This window comes from Burkholderia reimsis (genome assembly GCF_003294055.1).
GTDB classification, from domain to species: domain Bacteria; phylum Pseudomonadota; class Gammaproteobacteria; order Burkholderiales; family Burkholderiaceae; genus Burkholderia; species Burkholderia cepacia.
This window is the reverse complement of the sequence record NZ_QMFZ01000048.1, coordinates 37149-61391: the sequence shown is the minus strand read 5'-3', so window position 1 is coordinate 61391 and position 24243 is coordinate 37149. Positions and strand designations below refer to the sequence as shown.

The following is a 24243-nucleotide window of genomic DNA, read 5'->3' as shown; positions in this document are numbered from 1 at the left end:
CGCCGTCAGGTGATACTGCGTGACGTTCCCGGGGTTGCCCGCGCGGTCGAACGACGCCACGTAGCCGTCGAAGTAACGATCGTTGTCGCCGGTACCCGATGCGACGACGCGCTCAAGCGTCGACAGGTGCGCCTGCTGGTCGAACCGGATCTTGACCTGCTGGCCGATCAGGTCTTCCGGGCGAAGGTCGTGGCGATGGGACAGCAGGTCGAGGTGGATTTCCGGCAGGCGGTTCACGTGTTCGTCAACGACTGCGGCACTCACGAGCAGCACGTCGGGGCCGAGCGGTGTGTCGAGCGTCACGTACCGGTTCCGCTGCGTCAGGCGGGCGGTGCCGGTCGCGTTGTTCAACGCTTCGGCGATCGCGCTGGGCGTCTTCTCCATCAGCGAGAAACCGGTCTGCGCGAGCCGCACCGCGCGCTGCACAGTGTCGACGTGGCCGGCCAAGCCAGCCAGCGGGCCAAGCTGTCCGGCGACGCCGGAGGCGAGCGAACCGCCGAGGCCGCCCAATGCACTGCTGATCGGCGTCAAGGCACCCAGCGGGCTGCCGCCGAGCCCGGTCGGAGGACCGCCATTCGGAGCGAAACTCATTTTTTGTTCATTCCTTCTCAGGTTCTGCCCGGCAGGCCAGCCGGCCCGAGGCCCCGTTAATGTAGGAGAAAATCCGACAAAACAAAAGACACTATCTGGCCCCTGATTTCACCGATGAACCGATCGGCTATGATTTGCAGCGGAAAGATTTGATGACGTCTGGTCTTTCCGCTCGCCCTCGCGGTGAGCCACAACAATCGGCCCGCATCATTACCACCTGCCGCGCCAACCGGCCCGGCAGGTCTTTTTTTCCGAGGCGCTCACCCTAGACGACCGGCGTGACGCCGGGTAGCGGTTGTCCGCGACGCAGCGTCGCGCCGGTATGGGCCGACGCCAGTACGAGTGACACAAAGCTGTTCACCGGCGCGTACGGCGCGAACAGCCGCTCCATCACGCGCGCAAGCGTCTCCAGATTGAAGCCCGCGAAACGCTGCTCGTCTACGACGAGTGTGATGTTCAGGCCGGACACGAACGCCGAGGCCGGTTTGCCGGGCATCCAGCGTCGCACGCGGGTTGTCGACAGCGACACCATCGCGTCAAACCGCCTGCCGGCGTCGAGCGACGGTGCGGCCAGGCGCACGCAGAGCCGCCGCAACGTCTCGACGCCGCCGGTGTTCAGACGGACAGGCTGCGGCACCAGCAGCGACATTAGCTCTCACAGCTCGCCATGTCGAAACTTGGGCCAGCCGTAGACCAAAGGAAAGTTGTCACTTCGCCGGTCGGCATCGACCGGGGAACGGAAAACTTTCGCAAATTCATTGACTTGAGCGTCGCGAAATAAAGTCGTCACCGCCCCGGCGTTGCGAAGACAGATGTCAACTCACCCGGGACGCACTCGCACCGCCGGCAGGCGCGGTTACGCGTTCCGCGGAACCCGAGTTTGAGCGGTCAATCGTGCCTGCGGGATAAGCAGGCTTATCTCGTTATCACACCGTTCGGCGACGTCGGCAAGCAGCCACCCGTGACATCGAGTGGCGGTTGTGGAGCCGCGCGAAGGGCTCTTTGCGGCCCGAAGCGGACCTTCAGACCTACGACAGCGAGATGGCAGCTTTGTGGGGGCTACGGACATATACTCTTGTCGAGCGGTCCTACCTCGTTTGCGATTTCCCTATCCAATGTTGGCGCAAAAAGCGACATGCCACACGATCCTTCCCCAAAAATCAAGAAAGCTGCCTTGTTGACAAGCGCGGCAGTACAGGTAGTGGGGCAATTTGCCCAGCAAGCGAGAGCAGCATCGGTTGATGCATCACTCTTGTTGAAAGCGCAGAAAGAATTTGCTCGCTTGAAAGACGGGGAGAGCGCGTTCATTGAGCGTTACGGACACGCTCGCATGCCCGTGTGCTGCAGATTTGACGGCAAGTGGATCGTAGCAGTGGGCTGCAGCCTCTATAGACAGGCGCAAGACGATCCATACGACTTCACTAACGTCATACACGACCACGCGCTACTGTTCTTTGGCGAGCCGTTTCTGCAAGCTGAGGAGAAAAAGCCGCTGGCCCAACGCCATCCCGCGATGCAGTGGATGCATACCTATGTAAGCCATCGTCAAAGGGTTTTGCAAGAAAAGAGTCCAGATCCCAGAGCCTCCCAAATCGGAAGTGGAGCAGCGTGGTTTCGGCTCGCGTACGACTTGTTCACGATAGGTGATAACTCGACGCTTGAGCGCATGCTAAAAGCTCGACTTCTGGACTCTCGATTCTTTCAGGCCGCTCGACATGAATTAAAGGTCGCCGCGATGTGCGTCGTAGCAGGCTTCACACTCGAGTTCGAAGATGAACAGGACAACTCACGACGACACCCAGAATTCATCGCAAATGATCGGTTCTCCCCAATAAAAATCGCTGTAGAGGTAAAGAGCAGGCACCGCAGAGGAATTCAAGGCTTCAACGGCGGCCGCGACATTGGGCCGGGTGATCAAGTTGACATCAGAAAACCACTGCTGGAAGCTTATAAGAAAGAAGTCGATCTACCTTTTTACGTATTCATCGATACAAACTTGCCGCCTGCTGAGGACGAATCGATATGGAATAGATGGATGGCTGAAATACGCGATACCATGCTTGATCTCGATGCAGAGGGCTACACTGATCCTTGCCCCGCCAACGCAATATTCTTCAGCAATGATCCATCGCATTATCTGGGAGAGCAACAGATCGGCAACGATGCCGACCGATTGTGGATTACGTACTATGCGGCAAAGACTCCACGCGTTCCCCACCCCGGGCAAGATATCGTTTCTCGCCTGATGAAAGCGCACGAACAGCGACTGTGCCTACCGGTGGACCTGAACGAATTCGTGGTTCGATGATTGAACGGCGAACGGCCGTCCCGGGGGGATTCAACCGGTCGATGCAACAGCTTGATGGAATCGTTCAGCCGGTGTATCGAAGTTTAGTGTCTTGCGTGGACGTTCGTTGAGCCGTCGGGCAATGGCGTTGAGCTTGGCTTGCGAGTAGGCAGAGAGGTCGATTTCTTTTGGGAGGTACTGTCTCAGAAGCCCGTTTGTGTTTTCGTTCGTGCCGCGTTGCCAGGGACGCTGGGGATCGCAGAAGTAGACCTTGATGTCCGTCGCGACAGTGAAGCGCTTGTGACCAGCCATCTCCGTGCCCCGATCCCACGTCAGCGATTTATACAATTCCTGCGGAAGCTTGCCGGCGTGTCTTATCAGAGCATTGACGACAGCTTCAGAGTCCTTGCTGGTAATCTTCACCAACATCAGGAACCGGGTCTGGCGTTCGACGAGTGTTGCAATCTGACTGTTGGCGTTGCCGAACAGAAGGTCGCCTTCCCAGTGCCCGGGTATCGCTCGATCCTCGGCCGTGCCCGGCCGTTCACTGATCGATATGGCATCGCGGATGTTCGTGCGGTCCTCGGTCTTCAGTGTGTGTTGACGCGATCGACGCATCGCCCGAGAACGGCGCAGGTGTTCCAGCAGTTCTCTTTTCAGCGCACCACGGGCCTGGATATAGAGGCTCCGATAGATAGTCTCGTGCGACACCTGATAGTCCTTGTTGACCGCATACACGTGCTTGGTAAGCGTGGAGCCGATACCGTATTGACGGCGTAAGTTACCGGTTTCCCCAACGATTGGAAGCCATGCGTAGCAGCGTGGCATTGGCAGCACGCAAATCGAACAGTTCGGCGTCGAAGCCGGGGCCGACCCAGTTTCGGTAATGGTCTGCTGCTGGCGGATCTCGCGTCCGCTGCGGCACCTTCGTCCCGTGCCACAAACGCCTGCATCAACGGCGCGCAAAATGTCGCGTTGTAAGCCTGCAGGCCCTGACACTGTCCTAACACCAGACCTATGCACATCGACACCGATTTCGAAGCCGCCGCCATCGATCACGTTGCCTCTCCCACCAGCGGCTCCCCCCTGCGTTTGCGTCTGCGCAGCGACAACGCCGCCGAATTCGCCCAATGGTTCGCGTTCGAGCTGGTCGATCTGCCGCCCGGCGGCGTCGACGTGCGCATCGAGGGTTTGGCCGGCTCGTCCTACCCGAAAGGCTGGGTCGACTACCGCGTCTGCATGCGCGCCGATGGCGGCGAGGCGGCGGCCTGGCGCCGCCTGCCAACAGACTTCGATGGCGATGCGCTCGCGTTCCACGCGCCCGGCCCGGCCCGGCGCCTGCGCTTTGCCTATTTTCCGACCTTCGACCGCGTCGCCGAAGACAACCTCGTCGCTCAGGCGACGCAGGCAGGCGCAACGCTGGAGACCCTCGGAACCTCCGCGCTCGGCGAGCCGATCCGCATGCTCTCGTTCGAGGGCGATGCGCCACGCACTCGCCTCTGGTTCATGGCTCGCCAGCATCCGGGCGAATCGCAGGGCGGTTATTGCCTCGAGGGCCTCGTGCAGGGGCTGTGCGGCGAGCTGCGTCCTGTTTGGGAGAACGGTGGCTCAGCCGTGCATGTCGTCATCAATGCCAATCCGGACGGCGTGCGCCTGGGCAACCTGCGCACGAACGCGCGCGGCGCCAACCTCAACCGCTGCTGGGACCGCGAGTATCCTGATGCGCCCGAGACGGCCGCCGTGCGCCGTCGCATGCAAGCGCTCGGACTCGACCTGCTCGTCGACTTCCATGGCGACGAGGTCCTGCCCCACGTCTTCTCGGTGGGCGCCGACGGCAGCCCCGCCTGGACGCCACGCTTGCAGGCCCTGCGCCGCACGTTCGACGAGGACCTGCTGCGACGCTCCCCCGTGTTCCAGACAGCGCGCGGCTATTCCGTCGACCGACCTGACCACGCGAGCCCAAGGAAGTGCATCCCGTGGGTCGCGGAGCAATTCGATGCGCTGGCGATGACCATCGAATTGCCGTTCAAGGAGAGCGCCGACCGACCGCGTGACGACGCCGATGCGACCGCATACGCCCGCACATTCGGACGGGCCGTGCTCGAAACCGCCCTGGCGCTTGCGCCGTCCGTGCGGCCTTGAGGTCCTGCTCGCCTTCCGTCGAGCACGCATGGACGCCTCCGCGGTGCCAAACCTTCGTTTGCAGAGGGTTTGAAGGTCAGGATTGCGGCCCCGCGCCCGGACTTCGATTCCGGCACAAGCCAGTTATCTCCGATGGGATACGATGGCCAGCGGTATAAAAAAGCCAAGACCTGGAGAGTCTTGGCATCTGCGGTTACAACGAGAGGTGTTGGAGGTCAGCCGACCAAGTGACCTGAGACAGATCGTGTAGCCAAACGCGTAGACCAAAATAAAGTTGTCACCGTTTGCGAAGGAAAGATGTCATTATCTCGTTATCATGCTGTCCGGCAATGTCTGCAAACAGCCACGCGCGACACCGAGTGGCCGTTGTGGAGCCGTGCGAAAAGCGCCTCGCGACCCGGATCAGACATTGCAGCCCCTCCAGAGCAGACATTCGTTTCAGCAAATCGAGATGGCCAATGATTGAAAAGGCGGTCAGTTGATCACGAATCGGATGCGCGCCGCACTAACCAACGACCCACTATCACAGCCAAAATCGCAAGTATTGCGCCTTCTCCCCACTGCTGCATGCCCGTCGCTCGATTATCGTCTGCGTTCTTCTGAGTGCGTGTGAAGATTTCACGATCATCTAACTTCACCCGTACGATCGCGGGGCCACAAAATTCCAGACGCATGGGAGTCCCAGCTGGCAATCCGTCGAACAACGTCATCGGAAATGGCCCGTGAGAACGTGCCGCCCCCCCCGCCAAGAGGATCGATTTTCCAACCAAAGGGATCGAAAATCCATTGCTGAGAAAGAACGCTTCTTTCCCGATGAATCGATTCTCTATATCGAGTGTCCCGTCATAGCTTGCGGAATGACACGGCAAACCGACGGGACTAACCAGCCAATAAATGTACGTGATCGAGAGTGCCACCACGCCGAAACATATCCCCAGCACGCAAAGCATTAGACCCAGCATTTTCATTGTTGTGATCGCTTTGTATGGTTTCATCGAACAACGCCACATCATCGTGACTGGCGTGCCGGTCATAATTGTGAGCGATTTAGCCTCGACCGTCGAATGCCTCTTTGTGGCCGAACTCAGTCCGGCAGCGGTCGGCTCCGGCTGACCCTGAGTTTCCGCCCACATCCTTCGAAGCAACCTCCTCAAAAGATTTTTATGTGCGTAGCGGTCTCATCCTCGATTGCGCTGAAGCCGAGTCGCACATAGAAGGCGGCAGCGGCTTCGGTATCTGTCGAAAGCCGAACTGCACGAAATGTTCCGGATGCTTCTTTGAGAAGCGCACAGACCAACGCTTCGCCAACGCCCCGACGCCGAAAATTACTTGCGACATACAAACGACGCAGTCGAGCCGTATCGCCGATCGATTTATAGGGATCAACGTTCAAACCGCCGATAGCAACCATGTTTCCGGCGACCGAAGCCATTAAAAGACACTCTCCCGGCTTGTCAAACCTATTACTACCGGTGTGCCACTCGTCGATCAGACGACCCAAAAAGTTAAACCCTTGCTTCGAGGCCTCGCGCTCAAGGTCGACCAACTCTGGAGGAAGCGCTTTCAGCCGAGTTATAGCGAGCATGTATCCGCCAAGGTGTTGGGAACGTGCAAAACCGTAGGTTTCATCGCGATTGTCAGCGATCGTCGTGAGCGTGTCGACTGTCTCCTACTGGCCGATCCCGCCCCTTGACGAAGCAACAACGAAGCAATCCCAGACCCGACCCGACGCCGACTGCCTGACAGCTCACATCTCGACTTACGCCCTTCAACCATCCGTCGATACCGTCACCGCCTCCCACGCCCGGATTTCCTCGTCCAGCGCCGCGAGTTTGCCGCGCACGAGCCGCAGCGCATCGCTGCCGAGCAGCAGATGGGCCGGCGGATGTTGTGCCGCAATGACGGCGAGTATCGCCCGCGCCGCTTTCACCGGATCACCCGGTTGCTTGCCGCTCTTCTCCTCGCGCGCCTGGCGAATGGGGTCGAAGATCGCGTCGTAATCGGCGATCGAGCGCGGCGTGCGCACCATCGACCGGCCGGCCCAGTCGGTGCGGAACGAACCCGGCGCCACGGCCGTCACCGCGATGCCGAACGGCTCGAGTTCCTTGCCGGCGGCTTCGGAAATGCCTTCCAGCGCGAACTTGCTGCCGCAGTAGTAAGCGATGCCCGGCATCGTGATGTGGCCACCCATCGACGTGATGTTGAGGATGCGCCCGCGCCGCCGCTCGCGCATGAACGGGACGACCGCCTTCATCATCGCCACCGCGCCGAATACGTTCACGTCGAACTGCCGGCGCATCTCCGCGAGCGGCGCTTCTTCCATGATCCCTTCGTGCCCGTAGCCGGCGTTGTTCACCAGCACGTCGACGGGCCCGACGTTCGCCTCGATTTCGGCCACGACACCGTCGATGCGATCGAAATCGGTCACGTCGAGCACGCGCGCGAATGCCCGCGCGGACAGCGCTTCGAAAGACTGCGCCGCCTGCGCGCTTCTCACGGTGCCGACCACCGTGTGACCTGCGGCAAGCGCCTCCTGCGCGAGCGCGCGGCCGAAGCCGCTGCTGACGCCGGTAATGAGCATGAGGTTTGCGGATGCCATGTGAGCTTCTCCCGAATGTCGATTGGAGCATGCATACTAGTCTGACGAACCCCGTCGAATAAGCCCGATTCCGCTGATTTTCTTGCACAAAACTATGAGCCTCCAGCCAGCCTCTGCCCGATCCCTGTCGCTGCCGCCGCGCGACCGAAAGCGCCTGGTGACGCTGCTGCGCGCGCTGGCGCCCGACGAAGGCTACAACCTGACGGCACTGCCGAGCGTGCGCATCCTGCGTTCGAACCGCGCGCTGTCCCGCACGCCGGTGCTGTACGACCCGGGCATCGTGATCGTGTGCCAGGGCTGCAAGCGCGGCTACTTCGGCGGCGAGCGCTATCTGTACGACGAGCATCACTACCTGGCGGTGTCCGTGCCCGTGCCGTTCAGCATGGAAACCGACGCCACGCCCGAGCGCCCGCTGCTCGCGCTGTATCTGCACCTCGATTTCACGATGGCCGCCGAACTCGCGGCACAGATCGACCGCGAAGGCATCGCGGAGCCCGTGCAGGCGCCCAGGAGCATGATGTCGACGCCGATGGATGCAACGATGCACGCGTCGGTGCTGCGTTTCGTCGAGGCGATGGGCCGGCCGCTCGATGCCGCGGTGCTCGGCCCGGCGCTGCTGCGCGAGTTGTATTTCCGCGTGCTCACCGGTGCGCAGGGCAGCGCGATGCGCAGCGCGCTGGCGATGCGCGGGCAGTTCGGCCGGATCGGCCGGTCGCTACGCGTGATTCACGCCGATTACGCGCAACCGCTCGACGTGCCGCAACTGGCCGACGCAGCCGGCATGAGCGTGCCGAGCTTTCACAGCCACTTCAAGGCAATCACGCAGGTATCGCCGATGCAGTACCTGAAGTCGACACGGCTGCATCAGGCGCGGTTGCTGATGGTGCGCGAGGACCTGACGGCGGAGGCGGCCGGTTACGCGGTCGGTTATACGAGCCCGTCGCAGTTCAGCCGCGAATTCAAACGCCTGTTCGGCCTGACGCCGGCGAAGGAAACGCAGCGCATGCGCGAGAGCTTCGCCATTCCGGCGGCATTCGACGATGCGGTGTTCGTGTCGTCGCATTGAATCGGGCACCGCGCCAGGCCCGCGCGCGGATTTCCGTCGACCGCGTCTAGCCCCGCTGCCGATAGATGCGCGCGACGCTCGCGAAGAACGACAGCGCGGCGATCGCGCTGTCGAGCACGGACATGAATACGCCGACCAGAATCGCGACGGCCGCAAAATAGCGGCGAGGGATGTCGAATCCTTCGTCGCCGAACGTTTCCGCGATCTCCATGAATCACCCTTGCCGGACGCAGGCCCGATGCATGAACTAGTCGCGGCGCGCCGGCTCGCCGTGCGCGGCATCGCGTGCCAGGCCCGCGAGCGAATTCAGGATGAAGGCCGTCACGCCCCAGATGTCCTGGGTCTGCTCCGCCCAATACCACGCGCCCATGCGTTCGCCGTCCGTGTACTGACGCGGCAGATCCGGATTCAGCAGCGCGGCGAACGGAAACTCGAAGATTTCCGCGACTTCCGCGGGCGCCGCCTCCCAGGTCGCCGTTTCCGGCACGAGGCCGATCACGGGAAAGATCGCGTGGTGGCGCTTTCTGGTTTTATGGATCGGCAAGCTGCCGACCACGCGGACCGCGCCGGGCGCGAGGCGGATCTCTTCGAACGCCTCGCGCAACGCGGTCGCGCCGATATCGCGGTCGGCTTCCGCCGGGCGTCCACCCGGAAAGCTCACGTGCGACGAGTATTCGCTGAGATTCGACGCGCGCCGGGTCAACAGGATCGTCGGCTCGCGCCGCGCGACGATCGCGACCAGCACCGCCGAGAATTTCCACTGCCCGTCGTTGTCCGCGAGGAATTGCTTCGCCGTCGGCCAGTCGGTGCCGGCAGGAATGCCGTGACCTTCGACGCCACGGACGATCGCTTCCAGCGCGGCCTGCGGCGAGCCGGCTTCCGCGTGCGCGCTTGCCAACCCGGCGCCGGTATTCACGACGCCTCTGTCTGGTTCCATGTCTGCCTCCTGCGTGCGGCACCTGCACACGCTGCACGACACTGAACCCGACACGTGTTGCATGGGCGCGGCGTCGTTGCGGTCAATCCGATGAACCGGTGTTCGCATGCGATCGCAAATGACACGCGCGGGTGCGCGACTGTCTGCTCCGGCTTAAAGATATCCGCCTGCGTTGCGAATGATTGAATGCCGAAACCCGATCGCCGTCGATCAACGGAGAAACCGATCATGCACGAAAAGGCGGGATTCCGTTCGACCGCGCGCGCACGTCGCGTCCTCGCTCAGGCGACGGATCTCGGCTCGCTCCGCGCATCGATGCGCGCCGATGCGGTACCGATCCACCCGGCCGCCGCGATGGCCGCTGCCGCCACGATCATCATCGCGCCCCACCCGACCCGCGCGTTGAGCAGCCCGGCCGCGACGGCACCGCCGGCACCGGCCGCGTAGTACAGCGTCAGGTACGCTGCGCTCAAGGCCCCGGCCCGGGCCGGCTGAATCGCGACGACACGCGTCTGGTTCGCGACCTGCGCGGCAAAACAACCGGCATCGAACAACGCCAGCCCGACAGCCAGCCATCCGGGACGACCGAGCGCAACGGCAAGGAGCAAGGTCGACACGGCCGCCACGACAAGCCCGCCCCGGATGACCGCGCGATCGCCGAATCGATCGGCGAGTTTTCCGGCAACGCGCGTCACGCCGAGGCCCAGCACGCCCGCGAGACTGTATGCACCGATCGCGGCGGCACCCAGGTTATACGGCGGCTCGGCCAGACGAAGCGCGAGCCCCACCCAGACCAGGTTGAACGCGAAGAACCACAGCATGCCGGCGCAGGTACGACGCCTCAACGGCGCACTGTCGCGCAGCAACCGCGGAAGCGCACCGATCGCGTTCGCACGGCCGGGCAGCCCTTCCGGCCGGCCGCCCGGCAACAGCACCGCACCGCCGACGGCGGCCAGCGCAACGCATCCGGCCAGCACGAGCAATGCGCCGCGCCATCCGCACCATTGCGACAACACGCCGCCCGCGAAACGGCTCAGCAGGATTCCCGCGGAAATGCCCGCCGACACGGCCCCCATCGCCACGCCGCGCCGTTGCGGATCCGCGTGTTTTCCGGCGACGGCGCTGCATTGCGCCGCCACCGTCGTTGCCGCGCCCACCAGGAAAAACGCGGCATCGAGCACGAGCGGCCCGGGCGACAACGACGCGCACGCGAGCAACAACGCGAGCGCGCCCATCTGCATCGAGACGAGCACGCGCGGGCTGAAGCGGTCGACCAGCGGCACCAGCACGGCGAGGCCGACCAGATAACCGAGCATCGTCACGGACGCGAGCGCCGCCATGCGCGACGCCGCCACCCCGAACTCGCTCGCGATCGCCGACAGCGACGGCTGCAACGCATAACCGTTGGCGATCGCCACGCCGGCCGCCAGCGCAAGCGCAGCCGTCGCGGTGCGGGACAGCGGCCCGCGGCTGCCGGCGTCGGTCATGCCGCGGGCCTGACCGCGATCGCCTCGACTTCGACCAGGATCTCCGGATCGACGAACGGAAGCGCATGCACCAGCGAAAACGCCGGCCGGATATCGCCGTAGATCTCCCCGTGCGCGCGTGCGGCGGCTTCCCAGTTGTCGAAGTCCGCGACCACCAGGCGGCTCTGGACGACGTCGGACAACGAGAACCCGCTGTCCGCCAGCACCCGGTCGATCGTCGCCAGCGCATCGCGTGTCTGCGCGTACACGTCCGCGCCTTTGCCGGCCGTCCCCGAAATGTAGATGGTGTTGTCGACGACCACCGCGCGCGAGTAGCCGACCTTGGGCTCCCACGGGGAGCCGGTGCTGATCCGTTTTCGCATGTTGAAGATCTCTCCAGTCAGGTTAAGAAGCGTCGCCTACTACTTGGGTAGTAAGTTCGAGCGATTGTATACTACTCCAGTAGTTAATCAAGCAAGCCCATGCAAGTCGCCGTGGGCGCAAGAGCCGGAGCCGATACACATGAGCGAAAACACGGAGCTGATCACGTCGTTGATCCGGCTTGGATTCACCCAGTACGAAGCGCAGGCCTACGCGGCCCTCGTCGGGCAGGCCGCGCTGACGGGGGCGGAAGTCGGCCGGCGCGCCGGCATGCCGCCTTCGAAGATCTATGAAACGCTGGGTCGCCTGGAGGCGCGCGGTGCGGTGCTCGTCAACCGTTCCGAGCCCGTCCGCTACGCGGCCGTGCCCCACCGGTCGTTGCTCGAGGATTTGCGCAAGCGCTTCAATGCGGATCTCGAAACGGCCGCGGGCGCGCTCGACCGGCTGCCGGTTCAACAGGAGCCGGGGCTCGTCTGGTCGCTGAGCGGGCGGGAAGCGATCGCCAGCGCCTTCGCGCGCGTCATCGTCAATGCGAAAACGCAGATCTTCGCGGGCGTCTGGGACGAGGAGATCGACGCCCTCGGGCCGCTGCTCGAGGCCGCCGCGGCACGCGGCGTCGACACGCACGTGGCGATTTACGGCAATCGCACGCTCAACGGGCCGCGCCACTACGACATGGCCAAATGCGGTGCCAGCGCGCGGCTCAGGCTGTCCGGCCGCCGGCTCGCCGTCGCCGTGGCGGACAACACCGAGGCCGTGGTGGCGGAATTCGGCGATCATTCGCCCGATCACGCCACCTTGACGACCAACCCGGTCATTGCGCTGCTCGCGGTCGAGTACATCAAGGCCGACGTGAGCGGGCGCGTGTTGATCGACGCGATGAGCCCGGCGGAGTACCGGAAAGTCCTGAAGCATCCCGACATGCAGGCGATGCTTGCGCCGCTCGACAAGGCGAGCTGACCCATGCGACCCTGCACGGCTGCCCGCGCGGAGTGCATCGCGCGGCGCGCACTCCACCCCGGTACGTGAATCACCACACTGACGCGAACGTCCAATGACCGCCTATGCCTTCCGCCTGCTGAACGTATTCGCCGAATCGACGTTCGGCGGCAACCCGCTTTGCGTATTCGAGGATGCGCGCGGCATGGACGACGCGACCATGCGGGCGCTCGCCGTGCAGTTCAACCTGTCCGAAACGACCTTCGTGCTGCCATCGGAGCGCGCGCATGCGCGGGTTCGCATCTTCACGCCGGGCTACGAGATGGCCTTTGCCGGCCATCCGACGCTCGGCACCGCGCATGTCGTGCGCGACCTTCTGGGCGCGGGCAACGAACTCGCGCTCGAATTCAAGGCCGGCGTGGTCGACGTCGGCGCGCACGGCGACGTGTGGACGTTTACCGCGCCGCATGCCGGCATGCCGAAGACGGCGGCTTGCGAGTTGTCCGATGCCCGGACGGCGGCCCTGCTGGGGCTGACGGAAGACGACCTGCTCGCCCCGCCAATCTGGGTCGATACCGGCGCCGACCAGTTGCTCGTCGCGCTGAAAGACCCCGCCGCCGTGCGCCGCGCACAGCCCGACAGCGCGGGCATCGGCATCTGGCCGACCAGCAGCCTCGGCCGCAAGACCGCGTATGTATTCGCGTTCGATGCCGAGCGGCCGGGCACGGTGGTGTCGCGTTACTTCTTCGTGAAGCAAGGCAGCGTGTCGGAAGACCCGGGGACGGGATCGGCCTGCGCGAACCTGGCCGGGTGGCTGCTTGCGATGAACCGCGACCTGCCCGCCGCGTTTCGGGTCGAGCAAGGCGAAGCCGTCGGTCGGCCTTGCCTGCTGCGATTGTCGGTCAGTGCAGACGGCAAGATCGGTGTCGGCGGGCGCGTGATCGAACTCGGGCGCGGCGTCGTCAACGTGTAGACGCGCCGTGCTGAAATATCGTCGCGATCGCCAGCATCGCGCTGCGCGCGGGCAACCCGTTGCGACGACGAACCGGCCGCTACCGTCCGGCCACCGCCGGATCGGAAATACGGTGCGGCCGCCCCGCCCGCCACGCCGCGATATGCCGGCGACAAAGTCCGCGGCTATCGCCGGATCGATACGCAGCAAGCACGGCACACGCCGCCGCGTTTGTTATGCTGCGCGCATCGCCAGCCCGAGCCGATCGCCGCTCATGAACGCCCTCGCCCCCGACCTCGCCCGCACGCTGCACGCCGCCTGCGATACCTGCTTCGGCACGGCCGCCGTCTGGCCGCTCGTCGAGCACGCGTATGGCGAACCGCAACGCCACTACCACACGCTCGCGCACCTGGCCGAGTTGTTCGCGCATCTCGCACCATATCGCGCGGAACCGCTGTGGCCGGCGATCGAGCTTGCGGTATGGGCGCACGACTTCGTCTACGCGACGACGCTGCCGGATCATGCGGACAACGAAGCACGCAGCGCGCAATGGCTCGTGCAGATCACGAACGCACACTGCAGCGCATCCTGGTTGCGTGCGCACGCATCGCATGTATCCGTTGCGCACGATCTCGTACTCGCGACGAAATCGCACCGGCTGCCCGATGCGTTCGCGTCCGCCCCGGACCTGCAGCGTGCCGGGCGGCTTTTTCTCGACGCGGATCTCGCGATCCTCGCGGCCGCGCCCGATCGACTGCGCGAATACGATCGCGCAATCGCATGCGAGTGGGCACAGGACCCCGATGCGCCGTCGGCTGCATTCCGCGAGGGTCGCAAGCAGGCGCTTGAACGTCTGCGCGCGCAGGTTCCGCTGTTTCAATCGACGGAATTCGCGCCGCTCACACCGCTCGCGCAGCGCAATCTCGATACGCTGATCGCCGAGTACGCGTAAGCGCCGGGCAAGAACACGCGAAAGCGCCCGCATAACCACCGCCGGATCGGTCGAGCCGGCCCGTCACCCCCGGCGCCCCTCCCCACACCCGAACGGCATTCCTGCTGCGGCGATCCGCAGCACCGGGCCCTGCCGCGTCGAATTCATCCGACATCCGACGGCAAAACCGGCCAACACGTCGATTTCCCCGAGAAACCATCCCATCCACATCGCACATCGCGCGCCGATGCGTAACCCTTCAAACATCATGTGATTGCATTTTCACATTCAATGTGATTTTATTATCACATCGTGCATGCCGCCGCCTACCCCCCCGCGCGGCGCACCCCATACCAAGGAAGAGACGCAGATGGAGACAATCGCCGTTATCGGCAGCAACATGGTCGACCTCGTGACCTACGTCGCACGCATGCCCGCCCGGGGCGAAACGCTCGAGGCGCCGAATTTCGAACTGGGCTGCGGCGGCAAGGGCGCGAACCAGGCGGTCGCGGCCGCCCGCCTCGGCGCGCGCGTCGTAATGGTCACGAAGGTCGGCGACGACGTGTTCGCCGACAACACGATCCGCAACTTTGCGCGCGAAGGCATCGACACAACGCACGTGCGCAAGGTCGCCGGCGTGCCGAGCGGCGTCGCGCCGATCTTCGTCGAGCCCGATTCGAGCAACAGCATCCTGATCGTCAAGGGCGCCAACCGCCACCTGACGCCGGCCGACATCGACGCGGCCGCGCCGCAGCTCGCCGAATGCGCACTGATCGTGCTGCAGCTCGAGATCGAGCTCGGCACCGTCTATCACGCGATCGAATTCGGCGCACGCCACGGCATTCCGGTGCTGCTGAACCCCGCGCCCGCGGTCGCCGATCTCGATTTCGAGCGGATCCGCACCGTCGAATTCTTCGTGCCGAACGAAACCGAGCTCGCGATCGTGTCGGGCATGCCGGTCGATTCGCGCGACACCGCGGCACGCGCCGCCGAAGCGCTGGTCGCGCGCGGGCTGAAGCACGTGCTCGTCACGCTCGGCAGCGACGGTTCGCTGCTGGTCTCGCGCGACGGCGTGCGGCACGTGCCCGGCGTGCCGGTCGACGCGCGCGACACGACGGGCGCCGGCGACGCCTATATCGGCTGCTTCGCGCGCTGCTACGCCGCATCGCGCAACGCGCTCGACGCGATGCGTTACGCGTCCGCGTATGCCGCGCATTCGGTCACGGGCCTCGGCACGCAGAAGTCATACGCCGACACCGCGACGTTCGAACGCTTCCTCCGCGACGCCGGCATCTGAACGGCGCCTTCATCGACGAGACAACCAGGAAGGAGACACCCATGGGCCGAGCCAGAATCGAACACACACCCGACGGCTATTACCTGAACCGCACGCCGCTCTTCGCCTTCACGCTGCTGTGCTGCCTGTTCGCGCTGTGGGGCACCGCCGCGAACCTGAACGACGTGCTGATCGCACAGTTCAAGAAGTCGTTCTTCCTGTCCGATTTCGAATCGGCGTTCGTGCAGTCCGCGTTCTATCTCGGCTACTTCTTCCTCGCGATTCCGGCCGCGACCGTCGTGAAGAAGTTCAGCTACAAGACGACGATCCTGGTCGGCCTGCTGCTCTACACGACCGGCTGCCTGCTGTTCTTCCCGGCCGCGTCGATGGCGAAGTACGGGATGTTCCTCGTCGCGCTGTTCGTGATCGCGGCAGGCCTGTCGTTCCTCGAAACCGCGTCGAACTCGTATTCGACACTGATGGGCCCGCGCGAAACCAGCACGCGGCGGCTGAACATCTCGCAGACGTTCTATCCGTTCGGCGCGATGGCCGGCGTCTACATGGGCAGCTTCCTGATCTTCAAGGAAGGCGATGCGTCGCACGCGCAGCTTGCCGCGATGTCGGCGGCCGAAGCCCACGTGCACCAGCTCGCGATGATCCAGGCCACGCTCGAGCCGTACAAGTGGCTGATCGTCGTGCTCGTCGCCGTGTTCATCGTGTTCGCGCTCACGCCGTACCCGGCCTGCAAGGGCAACGGCCCCGGCGCGGCCACGCACCGGATCGACGCGCGCGGCACGCTCGCACGCCTGTTCGGCAACCGGCGCTTCGTCGCGGGCGTCGTCGCGCAGTTCCTGTACGTCGGCGCGCAGGTCGGCGTGTGGAGCTTCACGATCCGGCTCGCGATGCAGATCGGCGGCCTCACCGAGCGCGGCGCGTCGCACTACCTGCTCGCGACGTTCTTCGCGTTCTTCGTCGGCAAGCTGGTCGCCACGCTCGTGATGAAGCGCGTCGGCCCCGCCAAGGTGCTGATCGTCTACGGCATCCTGTGCATTGCGCTGCTCGCGTATACGATCAGCGTGCACAACATCACGGCCGTCTATGCGGCCGTGGGCGTGAGCGTGTTCCTCGGCCCGTGCTGGCCGACCATCTACGGCCTCACGATCGACGGGCTCGGCAAGGACACCGAATACGGCGGCTCGATCCTCGTGATGAGCATCGTCGGCGGCGCGGTCGTGCCGCTGATCCAGGGGCTGATCTCCGACCACACGGGCGGCAACATGCAGCTCGCGTTCGTCGTGCCGCTCGCCTGCTTCGTCGTGATCGTCTACTACGGCTTCTACTGCCTGCGCCACCTGCCGGCCGCGACGCCCGACGCAACCGCCGACGGCCACGCATCCGCGCGCTACGCCGCCACGCGCAACACGTCGGGGGCATGAGCATGCGAGGCGAAATCGAACTGCGGCGCGACGACTTCCGCGACACGCCGCGCACGCTGTACCGCACCGACGGCCTGACCGTCACCGCGTTCGCGTATCCGTCCGGCGTCGAGGCGCTGAAGCTCGAGAACCGGCGCGGCCATCTCGTCGTGCTGCCGTATCTCGGCCAGATGATCTGGGCCGCCGCGTTCGACGGCCGCGACCTGACGATGAAGCACATGTTCCGGCAACCGAAACGCGCGGCTTCGATCCTCGATACCTACGGCTGCTTCATGTTCCACAGCGGGCTGCTGCGCAACGGCTGCCCGGGGCCGGACGACATGCATGCGCTGCACGGCGAGATGCCGTGTGCGCCGATGGACCGCGCGAGCCTGGTCATCGGCGCGGATGCGCGCGGTGCGTTCGTCGAAGTGACCGGCGAGTACGAATACGTGCAGGGTTTCGGCAGCCACTACATGGCGCGTCCGTCGGTGCGGCTTACGGAGCACGACGCGCAGATGACGATCTCGATGGACGTGACGAATCTCGGCGGCATGCCGATGGACCTGATGTACATGGCGCACCTGAACTACGCGTACGTGCCCGGCGGCCGTTTCGTGCAGTCGCTGCCGCACAACGGGCTGCGGCTGCGCGACAGCGTGCCCGCGCACGTGAAGCCGACCGCCGCGTGGCGCGACTACACGGCCACGCTAGCGCGCGACCCGCAACGGCTTCACACGCTCGATGCGCCCGCGCTGTACGACCCGGAGATCGTGTTCTTCATGAACGATGCGGAAACGGATGCCGGCGGCGTCGCGCATTTCCGGCTCGAGCATCCGGACGGCGGCGCATTCCACACCGCGTACCGCCCCGAGCAATTCCCGCATGCGACGCGGTGGATCCTGCACAACGCGGACCAGCAGGTCGCCGCGTTCGCGCTGCCGTCGACCTGCGAGCCGGAGGGGTATCAGGCCGAGCGCCGCAAGGGCCATGTCGCGACCCTCGCGCCGGGCGCGACGCGCCGCTTCGAAGTCGTCACCGGCTACCTGAGCGCGGCGGAAGCCCGCCATGCCTGAGGCGATGCGAAGCGCGATGCCCGCCCGCGCGGCGTCAGGTCACGAGCGCGATCCCGTGTTCGCGGATCGCCGTTTCGTAGCGGCCGCTCAGTTGCCCGTCCGAGATCACGTAGTTGAAGTCGGTCAGCTCGGCGAAATAGGCCGCGCGCACTTCGTCGAACTTCGTGTGGTCGACGAGCAGGAAGCGGTTCTGCGCGCGTTCCATCACCTTCTTCTTCGCGTCGACTTCGTGGAAGTTGAAGCAGGTCACGCCGCAGCGGTCGCTCACGCCGGCCGCCGAGATGAACGCCTTCGACACGCGCACGGTATCGAGGATGCCCGTCTCGGCCACCGACTCGAACACCATGTTCTTGCGATGGTACGCACCGCCGCACAGGATCACGCTGCAATGCGGCTTCTGCTGCAGCTTCGCGAACACGTTCAGCGAATTGCAGACGGCGGTGAATTCGAGGTCGTCCGGAATGAAATCGACGACGAACGGCGTGGTCGAGCCGCAGTCGACGAAAATCGTGTCGCCGGTCGTCACGAACTGCGCGGCCAGCTTGCCGATGCGGCGCTTCTCCTCGGTCTGCCGGTTGTTCTCGGCGCTGACCACGTACTCGCCGATGTCGCTGCGCTGCGCGGCGAAGTGGCGGGTCACGTAGCCGCCGATCAGGCTGAGGCCGTGCGGGTTGTCCGCGAGATCGCGGCGGATCGTCATTTCCGATACGCCGAACAGCTCGGCGACTTCCTTCAGATGAATCGCGTTCTGCCCTTGCAGCACGTTCATCAGCGTCTTGATTCGTTCGCCCTTCTTCGTTTCCATGCCAGTATCCTGCGTGCGCGCCGCGTCCGTCGCTTGTCGTGCCGGGCGCGCGGGCCCGGCCGGAATGTCGTATTTGTAACAAACCGATGTGAAAACATCAACTTTCCGTGTGCCCTTTCGGCACACGATCCGTGGAGTCCTGAAACATGCCGCTTTCCAACGCCCAACTCGCTCAAACCATCGATCACACGCTGCTCGCGCCCGACGCGAGCGACGCACAGATCCGCGACCTCTGCCGCCAGGCGGCCGAGCATCGCTTTTACTCGGTCTGCGTGAATTCGGCGAACGTGCCGCTCGCCGCGCGCGAGCTGGCCGATACCGGCGTGCTCGTCTGCGCCGTGGTGGGCTTTCCGCTCGGCGCGGGGCTGTCGGCCGCCAAGGCATTCGAAGCCACCGCCGCGATCGCGGCGGGCGCCGGCGAGATCGACATGGTGATCAACATCGGCGCGCTGAAGAGCGGCCGCGCCGACGACGTGAAGGCCGACATCGAAGCCGTGCACCGCGCCTGCGGTGCGGTGCCGCTCAAGGTGATCCTCGAAACGGGGCTGCTGACCGACGACGAGAAGGTGCGCGTGTGCGAGATGTGCCGCGATCTCGGCGTCGCGTTCGTGAAGACGTCGACCGGGTTCGGCCACGGCGGCGCGACGCTCGCGGATGTCGCGCTGATGCGCCGCACGGTCGGCCCCGTGCTCGGCGTGAAGGCATCGGGCGGCGTGCGCGACCGCGCGGCCGCGCTGGCGATGATCGAGGCCGGCGCGACGCGGCTCGGCACGAGCTCGGGGGTGGCGATCGTCACCGACCAGGGCGGCGGCGAATCGGCGTATTGACGACGCGGGGCGCTGACGGCTGCGGTGGTGCGCATCGTGCCGCCGCCGCTGCTACCGCGCGCGTTGTCGATCATTTTCAGCGGCGTGGCAGTCGGCATGGTCGTCGCGTCGTCGATCCGGTTCCATGCACGAACCGCACGGCTTCAGACCGATGGAGCACCCACGGCCCGTATTGCGTTAGTCTGCCACCTGGTAGCCGGCCACAAAATAACTTAGTTAACCGAATCATCCGCAAGAACCAACGATCCCCTATCACTCAATTAGAGAGATTCAATTGGCATCGCGCATGTCGACGAGACTACAGTTCGGCGGGGTCTTCCCCCGAATTTCATCCAAGGAACCTCATCGATATGTCAAACACCGCGAATCGCTTCTTGCAGAGCATGATTGCCGCGGCCTGCGTCGCATTGGCCTCTTCCTCACACGCTGCCGAACTGACGCGCGACAACGGCTCGCCCGTCGGCGACAACCAGAATTCGCAGACAGCCGGGCCGAACGGGCCGGTGCTCCTGCAAGACTCGCATCTCATCGAAAAACTCCAGCGCTTCGATCGCGAACGCATCCCCGAGCGTGTCGTGCATGCCCGCGGCACCGGCGCGTTCGGTGAATTCGTGCCGAGCGCCGACATCAGCGACCTGACGACGGCCAAGGTCTTCACGCCCGGCACGAAAACGCCCGTGTTCGTCCGCTTCTCGACCGTGATGGGTTATCGCGGCTCGCCCGAGCAGGCGCGCGATCCGCGCGGTTTCGCCGTGAAGTTCTATACGGAACAGGGCAACTGGGATCTGGTCGGGATCAACCTGCCGATCTTCTTCATCCGCGACGCGATCAAGTTCCCGGACTTCGTCCACGCGAACAAGCCGAGCGCGGTCACCGGCGTGCAGGATGCGAACCTCGCGTTCGATTTCTTCGCGCACGCGCCCGAAGCAACCAGCATGCTGACCCGGCTGTACTCGATCGAGGGCATGCCCGATTCGTACCGGAACATGGACGGCTACGGCGTGCACGCATTCAAGTTCGTCAACGCCGACGGCAAGTACACGTACGTGAAGTTCCACTGGAAGAGCGCGCAAGGGATGCACGGGCTGCGCCCGAAGGACATTCCCGGTTCGATCGGTGCCGACTGGAACCTGATGACGAACGACCTGTACGGCGCACTGAACGCGGGCAACGCGCCGAAGTGGGATCTCTACATCCAGGTGCTGAAGCCGTCCGAGCTCGACGCGTTCGACTTCAACCCGCTCGACGACACCAAGGTATGGACCGGCGTGCCGGAGCGCAAGATCGGCACGCTGACGCTGAACCGTGTGCCGGACAACTACTTCGAGTCGACCGAGGAATCGGCCTTTGCCCCGTCGCGGATGGTGCCGGGCATCGAGCCGTCGGAAGACCGGATGCTGCAGGGCCGGATGTTCTCGTACGCCGATACGCAGATGTACCGCCTCGGCGCGAACTTCAACCAGTTGCCGATCAACCGGCCGCGCGTGCCCGTCACGAACAACAACCAGGACGGCGCAATGAACTTCGGCGACCGCAAGGGCGAAGTGAACTACGAGCCGTCGGCGCTGAACGAACTCGCGCAGAACCCGCGGTACAAGTCGGTCCAGACGCCGCTTGCCGGCACGACGCAACAAGCCGCGATCCGCAAGACGCTGAACTTCCGGCAGGCGGGCGAGTACTACCGCATGCTGCCCGCGCAGGAGCGGCAGGATCTGGTGACCGCGTTGTCGGGTGACCTGAACCACGTGACGAACGACGCGAACAAGTACGCGATGCTGTCGTACTTCTACAAGGCCGATGCGGACTACGGGACGCGCCTGGCGCGTGCCACGCACGCCGACCTGACCCGCGTGAAATCGCTCGCCGACAAACTCGTCGAGAACTGATCGGGCAATCCCGCGAAGGCTGCCGGTGCGGCCTTCGCGTCCCGACCCATCGATCCGATTGCGCCGCGCGGCCATGCGCGGCGCGCATTGCTGATGAAGAATCGACTCCGAACCGCCCTCTCCCGCGCGCTCGCGATCGCCGGAGCCGTCGTGCTCGCGGCCTGCGCACCAACCGCACCGCCCGCGGCCGTGCCGCACCCCGATGCGCACGCCGACCTGCGCCGCTACGACGACGCATGGTTCGCCGCCGCGCGCCTCGGTCGCATCGACATCCTGCAGGCACTCGTCGACGCGCGCTATCCGATCGACGCGACGACACGCGAAGGTTATACGGCGGTCATCCTGGCCGCCTATCGCGACCAGCCTGCAACGCTCGACTATCTGCTGCGCAACGGCGCGGACCCGTGTCTCGGCGATCGTCACGGCAACACGGCCCTGATGGGCGCGCTGTTCAAGGGCGAGACCGCGATCGCGAAGCGGCTGGCCGATACGCACTGCCCGATCGACCAGACCAATCACGCCGGCGAAACGGCGCTGTCGTTCGCCGCGCTGTTCGGCCGCCTCGACATGCTGCCGGTGCTCGTCGCACACGGCGCAAACCCCGATCACGTCGATGCGCTCGGGCGCACCGCACTGCAGAACGCGATCCTGCAAGGCAACGACGCCGCGGTGGCCGCACTGGAAAAGGTCGGCGCGACACCGAATGCCGATGTGACGTTGCGCTCGAGGCCGTGACCGCTCGACCTTGAACCTGCCTTCAACGGCATGATTTCCGATCGGCAAAGCAGGCACCGACCGTTTCGACGAAGGCGCCTCTTCCGCCCGCTCCGCGACATCGGCACAATGCTGGTCATGCGCCAAGACAACGCCTTCGTTTACCCGTCCGCAGGCCCCGTCGGCCGCCTCGCCAACCGGCTCGTCGCGAGCCGCCCGCTGCTGCGCGCACGCCGCGCGCTGCTGTCGCGGCTGCCGTTCCTGCAACTCGCGAGCGAAGTCGAGAACGTCGTGTACTGCACGTGGCTCGTCGATGTCGCGGCCGTCGCGCACCTGGTGCCGCGCGGCGTCACGCTCGCGAGCCGCGACGGCCGCACGCCGTTCACGATCCTCACCTATGCGCACCGCCATTTCGGCCCGCGTATCGCGGGCCCGCTGCGACGCGTGTTCCCGTCGCCGCTGCAAAGCAACTGGCGGCTTTACGTCGATGCGCTGCCGGGCGGCGTGCCGGCCGATCGCACGGTGCTGTTCGTGAAGAACGTGTTCGATCATCCGCTCTATGCGCTCGGCAGCCGACTCTTCAGCGACGCGCTGCCGTCGCATCTCGCCGCGCGCTTCACCCATGCCGTGCAGGACGGACGTTATCGAACGCTGCTGTCGGGCGGGACCGGGAGCGCGCCCGATTTCCACTGCTCGGCGGCCGTGTCGAACGACGACACGCTACCCGCCGCGTTCGCGCCGTTCTTCGGCAACTGGCGCGACGCCGTCGCCTACCTGTCGCTGCAGCACGCGGCCGTCGCGCATGTCGCGGACTGCGACGGCCTCGCCCATGCGTCGATCGACCTGCCGATCGACATCGACGCGGTCCGGCCGCTGAAACCGGTCGAACCGGTCGGCGGCGGCGCCTTCCTCGCGCGGATCGGCGCGACCGGCGAACCGCTGTGCTTCGTCGTGCCGGATGTTGCGTTCCGCGTGTTGTCGGAACGGGTGCTGTAACGCCCCGCTCAACCCGCGCGCCGCGCGTTCGCGGGTTCGTCCGCGTCGCGTTCGTCCGCCAGCCGCCCGAGGTAATCCCGCACGAACTGCCCGGCAATCCGCCCCGACCGCGCACCGCGTTCCAGCGCCCACTGCAGCGCCGGTTCGCGCGCCGCGCGGATCTGCTCCGCATCGAACCCGGCTTCCACGAGCCGGCTTTCGACGACGGCCAGGTACGCATCCTGCGTGAACCCGTAGAACGTCACCCAGATCCCGAAGCGCTCGGACAACGAAATCCGCTCCTCGACCGCGTCGCCCGGATGCAGCTCGCCGTTCTCCGCGCGCGACACGTTCGCGTTGTCGCTCGCCTGCTCGGGCATCAGGTGGCGGCGATTCGACGTCGCGTACACGAGCACGTTCGACAGGTCGCTCGCGACCGAGCCGTCGAGCACCGTCTTCAGTTCCTTGTAACCGGTCTCGCCGGCCTCGAACGACAGGTCGTCGCAGAACACGATGTACCGCTCGGGCCGCGCACGCACCAGCTCGACGATCGCCGGCAGATCGCTCAGCCGCTCCTTGCCGACCTCGATCAGCCGCAGCCCGTGCGGCGCGAACGCGTGCAGGCACGCCTTCACGATCGACGACTTCCCGGTGCCGCGCGCGCCGGTCAACAGCACGTGATTGGCCGCGAACCCGCGCACGAACTGCCGCGTGTTCCGTTCGACGATCGCCACCTGGCGCTCGACGTTGCGCAGCGCATCGAACGTTGTCAGCGCGGGCGCCGCGACCGGTTCGAGCGGCGCCGTGCGCGGCCCGCCGTCGAAACCGCGCCAGCGGAACGCGACGGCCGCGTCGAAATCGACGGCCGCCGGCCGGCCGGTGCCCGCGAGTGCCTCGAGCGCGGTCGCGATCCGTTCGAGCTGATGCGCAAGCGCCTGACCGTCGACGGATGCGCGCGCGTCCGGCAGCGCGGCCATC

24 protein-coding genes and 2 pseudogenes are annotated in these 24243 nt (G+C 65.0%); 13 read left to right on the top strand and 13 right to left on the bottom strand.

The features are described 5' to 3' along the window. Together DPV79_RS36125 and DPV79_RS36120 are read right to left on the bottom strand one after the other, a co-directional pair. A partial coding sequence (locus DPV79_RS36125; RefSeq protein ID WP_279636638.1) for a contractile injection system protein, VgrG/Pvc8 family occupies positions 1-591 on the bottom strand: 591 nt, incomplete at its 3' end. Between the two features lie 265 nt (positions 592-856). Beyond that, positions 857-1240 (bottom strand): type VI secretion system baseplate subunit TssF, encoded by a 384-nt coding sequence (locus DPV79_RS36120; protein ID WP_060088577.1) that lies wholly within the window; start codon positions 1238-1240, stop codon positions 857-859. Positions 1241-1726: 486 nt separating this feature from the next. On the opposite strand from DPV79_RS36120, the gene DPV79_RS36115 reads away from it, so the two are divergent. After that, on the top strand, positions 1727-2899 hold the full coding sequence (locus DPV79_RS36115; protein ID WP_133295755.1) for a hypothetical protein: 1173 nt from the start codon (positions 1727-1729) through the stop codon (positions 2897-2899). Between the two features lie 30 nt (positions 2900-2929). Here the strand turns inward: DPV79_RS36115 and DPV79_RS36110 are convergent. Together DPV79_RS36110 and DPV79_RS36105 are read right to left on the bottom strand one after the other, a co-directional pair. Then, positions 2930-3595, bottom strand: a pseudogene (locus DPV79_RS36110) (IS30 family transposase); the annotation flags it as partial. Between the two features lie 64 nt (positions 3596-3659). Continuing rightward, a pseudogene (locus DPV79_RS36105) lies at positions 3660-3773 on the bottom strand (plasmid pRiA4b ORF-3 family protein); the annotation flags it as partial. A gap of 122 nt (positions 3774-3895) precedes the next feature. Here DPV79_RS36105 and DPV79_RS36100 point away from each other — a divergent pair. Next, positions 3896-5020 carry a M14 family metallopeptidase gene (locus DPV79_RS36100; RefSeq protein WP_059650144.1) on the top strand — a complete coding sequence of 375 codons (1125 nt, stop codon included), beginning with the start codon at positions 3896-3898 and terminating at the stop codon, positions 5018-5020. A gap of 482 nt (positions 5021-5502) precedes the next feature. Here DPV79_RS36100 and DPV79_RS42325 read toward each other — a convergent pair whose 3' ends face one another. From DPV79_RS42325 to DPV79_RS36085, 3 genes are all read right to left on the bottom strand, one after another. Further along, a complete protein-coding gene (locus tag DPV79_RS42325; protein WP_133295754.1) occupies positions 5503-6015 on the bottom strand; it encodes a hypothetical protein in 513 nt (170 codons plus the stop codon). A 155-nt stretch (positions 6016-6170) separates the two neighbouring features. Further along, a complete protein-coding gene (locus tag DPV79_RS36090) occupies positions 6171-6605 on the bottom strand; it encodes a GNAT family N-acetyltransferase (RefSeq protein WP_113047654.1) in 435 nt (144 codons plus the stop codon). A gap of 183 nt (positions 6606-6788) precedes the next feature. Further along, positions 6789-7619: an oxidoreductase gene (locus DPV79_RS36085; RefSeq protein WP_113047653.1), complete on the bottom strand. Its 831-nt coding sequence runs from the start codon at positions 7617-7619 to the stop codon at positions 6789-6791. Positions 7620-7713: 94 nt separating this feature from the next. On the opposite strand from DPV79_RS36085, the gene DPV79_RS36080 reads away from it, so the two are divergent. After that, complete coding sequence (locus DPV79_RS36080) at positions 7714-8685, top strand: AraC family transcriptional regulator (RefSeq protein WP_060228728.1); 972 nt, start codon at positions 7714-7716, stop codon at positions 8683-8685. A gap of 46 nt (positions 8686-8731) precedes the next feature. On the opposite strand, the gene DPV79_RS42885 is transcribed toward DPV79_RS36080, so the two are convergent. The 4 genes from DPV79_RS42885 to DPV79_RS36065 all read right to left on the bottom strand — a co-directional run bounded on the left by DPV79_RS42885 (position 8732) and on the right by DPV79_RS36065 (position 11471). Beyond that, positions 8732-8896 carry a hypothetical protein gene (locus tag DPV79_RS42885; RefSeq protein ID WP_165843610.1) on the bottom strand — a complete coding sequence of 55 codons (165 nt, stop codon included), beginning with the start codon at positions 8894-8896 and terminating at the stop codon, positions 8732-8734. A 36-nt stretch (positions 8897-8932) separates the two neighbouring features. After that, entirely contained in the window at positions 8933-9622 is a 690-nt protein-coding gene (locus tag DPV79_RS36075) for an NUDIX hydrolase (RefSeq protein ID WP_113047652.1), read from the bottom strand. Positions 9623-9903: 281 nt separating this feature from the next. Then, the gene (locus DPV79_RS36070; protein ID WP_113047651.1) at positions 9904-11109 is read right to left on the bottom strand and encodes an MFS transporter; all 1206 of its coding nucleotides are present in this window, start codon (positions 11107-11109) and stop codon (positions 9904-9906) included. Further along, positions 11106-11471, bottom strand: coding sequence for a RidA family protein (locus tag DPV79_RS36065; RefSeq protein ID WP_027792402.1), 366 nt, complete (start codon positions 11469-11471; stop codon positions 11106-11108). The genes DPV79_RS36070 and DPV79_RS36065 overlap by 4 nt, the downstream gene beginning before the upstream one ends. A gap of 139 nt (positions 11472-11610) precedes the next feature. Between DPV79_RS36065 and DPV79_RS36060 the strand changes: the two genes are divergently transcribed. The 6 genes from DPV79_RS36060 (at position 11611) to DPV79_RS36030 (ending at position 18058) form a co-directional block, all read left to right on the top strand. Next, a complete protein-coding gene (locus tag DPV79_RS36060) occupies positions 11611-12429 on the top strand; it encodes a TrmB family transcriptional regulator (protein ID WP_059687477.1) in 819 nt (272 codons plus the stop codon). 94 nt (positions 12430-12523) lie between these two features. After that, positions 12524-13381 carry a PhzF family phenazine biosynthesis protein gene (locus tag DPV79_RS36055; protein ID WP_113047650.1) on the top strand — a complete coding sequence of 286 codons (858 nt, stop codon included), beginning with the start codon at positions 12524-12526 and terminating at the stop codon, positions 13379-13381. A 253-nt stretch (positions 13382-13634) separates the two neighbouring features. After that, positions 13635-14312, top strand: a complete 678-nt coding sequence (locus DPV79_RS36050; protein WP_113047649.1) for a hypothetical protein — start codon at positions 13635-13637, stop codon at positions 14310-14312. 349 nt (positions 14313-14661) lie between these two features. After that, the gene (gene rbsK, locus DPV79_RS36040) at positions 14662-15588 is read left to right on the top strand and encodes a ribokinase (RefSeq protein WP_113047647.1); all 927 of its coding nucleotides are present in this window, start codon (positions 14662-14664) and stop codon (positions 15586-15588) included. A 41-nt stretch (positions 15589-15629) separates the two neighbouring features. After that, on the top strand, positions 15630-17003 hold the full coding sequence (gene fucP / locus DPV79_RS36035) for an L-fucose:H+ symporter permease (protein WP_021157864.1): 1374 nt from the start codon (positions 15630-15632) through the stop codon (positions 17001-17003). A 2-nt stretch (positions 17004-17005) separates the two neighbouring features. After that, on the top strand, positions 17006-18058 hold the full coding sequence (locus tag DPV79_RS36030; RefSeq protein ID WP_113047659.1) for an aldose 1-epimerase family protein: 1053 nt from the start codon (positions 17006-17008) through the stop codon (positions 18056-18058). A gap of 34 nt (positions 18059-18092) precedes the next feature. Here the strand turns inward: DPV79_RS36030 and deoR are convergent, their stop codons facing one another. Continuing rightward, complete coding sequence (gene deoR / locus DPV79_RS36025) at positions 18093-18863, bottom strand: DNA-binding transcriptional repressor DeoR (protein ID WP_104766998.1); 771 nt, start codon at positions 18861-18863, stop codon at positions 18093-18095. 146 nt (positions 18864-19009) lie between these two features. Here deoR and deoC point away from each other — a divergent pair, with 146 nt between their 5' ends. The 4 genes from deoC to DPV79_RS36000 all read left to right on the top strand — a co-directional run bounded on the left by deoC (position 19010) and on the right by DPV79_RS36000 (position 23286). Then, positions 19010-19690 (top strand): deoxyribose-phosphate aldolase, encoded by a 681-nt coding sequence (deoC, locus tag DPV79_RS36020; protein WP_059585868.1) that lies wholly within the window; start codon positions 19010-19012, stop codon positions 19688-19690. A gap of 383 nt (positions 19691-20073) precedes the next feature. Next, positions 20074-21576 carry a catalase gene (locus tag DPV79_RS36010; RefSeq protein ID WP_425267372.1) on the top strand — a complete coding sequence of 501 codons (1503 nt, stop codon included), beginning with the start codon at positions 20074-20076 and terminating at the stop codon, positions 21574-21576. Between the two features lie 93 nt (positions 21577-21669). After that, positions 21670-22311 (top strand): ankyrin repeat domain-containing protein, encoded by a 642-nt coding sequence (locus DPV79_RS36005; RefSeq protein WP_059856122.1) that lies wholly within the window; start codon positions 21670-21672, stop codon positions 22309-22311. 108 nt (positions 22312-22419) lie between these two features. Then, on the top strand, positions 22420-23286 hold the full coding sequence (locus DPV79_RS36000; protein WP_113047644.1) for a DUF2071 domain-containing protein: 867 nt from the start codon (positions 22420-22422) through the stop codon (positions 23284-23286). An 8-nt stretch (positions 23287-23294) separates the two neighbouring features. Here the strand turns inward: DPV79_RS36000 and DPV79_RS35995 are convergent, their stop codons facing one another. Next, a complete protein-coding gene (locus tag DPV79_RS35995; RefSeq protein WP_208866766.1) occupies positions 23295-24242 on the bottom strand; it encodes an ATP-binding protein in 948 nt (315 codons plus the stop codon). Between the last annotated feature and the right edge of the window lies 1 nt (position 24243).